The organism is Pseudoalteromonas sp. SR45-5 (genome assembly GCF_014163565.1).
In the GTDB taxonomy this organism is placed as follows: domain Bacteria; phylum Pseudomonadota; class Gammaproteobacteria; order Enterobacterales; family Alteromonadaceae; genus Pseudoalteromonas; species Pseudoalteromonas distincta.
This window is the reverse complement of record NZ_JACJDN010000770.1, coordinates 1-1628: the sequence shown is the minus strand read 5'-3', so window position 1 is coordinate 1628 and position 1628 is coordinate 1. Positions and strand designations below refer to the sequence as shown.

The following is a 1628-nucleotide window of genomic DNA, read 5'->3' as shown; positions in this document are numbered from 1 at the left end:
TACTTTTTGACGCAAAATATTTATACCCTGTTTGAAACCATAAGCATAGTCGAAACATTATGAGTTTGTTAAAAAAAATCAGAAGATACAGTGTTTTTTATTTTGTTACTAGCTTGTGCTTTGTATTCCCTTTGCAAGCTAAAGTGTTTAGTAAAGATTTATTACAAGACATGGCCGTTGCTTACATAGCTAAGCAAATTGGTACATTACAAAATACTAATACTCAATTAAGTGCTCTGCCTTTAGACAGTCGCATTCCTGATCGTGTCTGTAATACAGAGCTTGAATTATCAACATCCGATGAGCCACCATTTAACCGCCAAGTAACCTTACAAGCCAAGTGTAATGATGCTCAAACGTGGGCTCAATACGTTCATGTAAGAGTTGTTGAAATGGCCCCAGTTGTTGTTGCCACTGCTAATTTAACCCGCGGTGAAGTAATAACTAAATCGCATTTAAGTATTGAAATGAAACCAACTCACTTTGTACGAATACAGTACTTAGATGATCCCACAATGCTAATAGGTAGTAGAAGTAAACGAAATATTAGAAGTGGTATGCCAGTATTACTAAACCAAATTTGCATGGTGTGTAAAGGTGACTCTGTTAATATTTACGCAAACCTGAGGGGCCTTAGAATTAAAACCACAGGTATTGCTTTAGAAGACGGTACTTTGGGCGAACAGATACAAATAAAAAACAAAAAATCAGGTAAAGTTTTAAATGCGCGAGTAGATGGTGTAGAGTCTGTTCAGGTGAATATTTAATTTAGATTTATACTAAAGTATCCTACGTATATGCCGATAACATGGCATAAGTTGGGTAATATACGGGTTTATTATTATGGTTAATCAAGTTAATGGCAGTAATCAACAAGCTAATGCGCTTACAAATGCAAAGCAGCAACAAGTTGATTTAAAAAAAGATAACGCAAATACACAAGCTGCTCAGGCCCCTTCGCCTAAAGCTGCAAGTGATTCTGTAAGTTTAACGCCGCAAGCGCAGCAATTAAAAACGCTTCAAGATAAAGCACAGCAATCGCCTGGCTTTGACAGCGATAAAGTTGCTGAGCTAAAAAAAGCAATAACTGAAGGTAAATACCAAGTGGACAGTGAAAAGCTTGCTAAAAACTTAGCTGATTTTGAGTTTAACGTGTATGGCTGATCATAATAGTTTAATTAGCGTAAAGCTAAACCAACAAGTAAGTTGTTTAGACTCTTTACACACGCTATTAAACGATGAGCTTACTGCTATTGCCTCACGACGTGGTGCTGGTTTAAAAGAAATTGCCCAACAAAAAATGTCTTTTTTAACTAAGCTAAGCACTCTAGATAAAGAGCTAAGTAAGCTAATTGCCAGTAACGATACACAAAATCCTGAAATATCTGAGCTAATAAGCCAAGTTAAAACTCAACTTGCGCAATGCCAAAAACAAAATAATGTTAATGCTCATGCTGCCCGTCAAGCGCAGCTTAGTGTTAAACAATTAAAAGAGATATTAATTGGCGCACCAACGTCAATGACCTACGACCAAGCCGGTAAATCTGTAAATACCGAGAGTAAACTGGTTCGTAATTTAAAAGCGTAAGCCCAAAATTTTACATTAAAAAAGCCTTATTGATTTATCA

General features: G+C 36.2%; 3 protein-coding genes. All 3 read left to right on the top strand.

The genetic code is table 11. The features are described 5' to 3' along the window. Positions 1 to 59: 59 nt before the first annotated feature. The 3 genes from flgA to flgN all read left to right on the top strand — a co-directional run bounded on the left by flgA (position 60) and on the right by flgN (position 1588). On the top strand, positions 60 to 767 hold the full coding sequence (gene flgA / locus H5072_RS18865) for a flagellar basal body P-ring formation chaperone FlgA (protein WP_007581857.1): 708 nt from the start codon (positions 60 to 62) through the stop codon (positions 765 to 767). A gap of 76 nt (positions 768 to 843) precedes the next feature. Continuing rightward, positions 844 to 1164 carry a flagellar biosynthesis anti-sigma factor FlgM gene (gene flgM / locus H5072_RS18860; RefSeq protein WP_002959436.1) on the top strand — a complete coding sequence of 107 codons (321 nt, stop codon included), beginning with the start codon at positions 844 to 846 and terminating at the stop codon, positions 1162 to 1164. After that, the gene (flgN, locus tag H5072_RS18855; RefSeq protein WP_182672290.1) at positions 1157 to 1588 is read left to right on the top strand and encodes a flagellar protein FlgN; all 432 of its coding nucleotides are present in this window, start codon (positions 1157 to 1159) and stop codon (positions 1586 to 1588) included. Before flgM ends, flgN begins: the two co-directional genes overlap by 8 nt. Positions 1589 to 1628 lie beyond the last annotated feature (40 nt).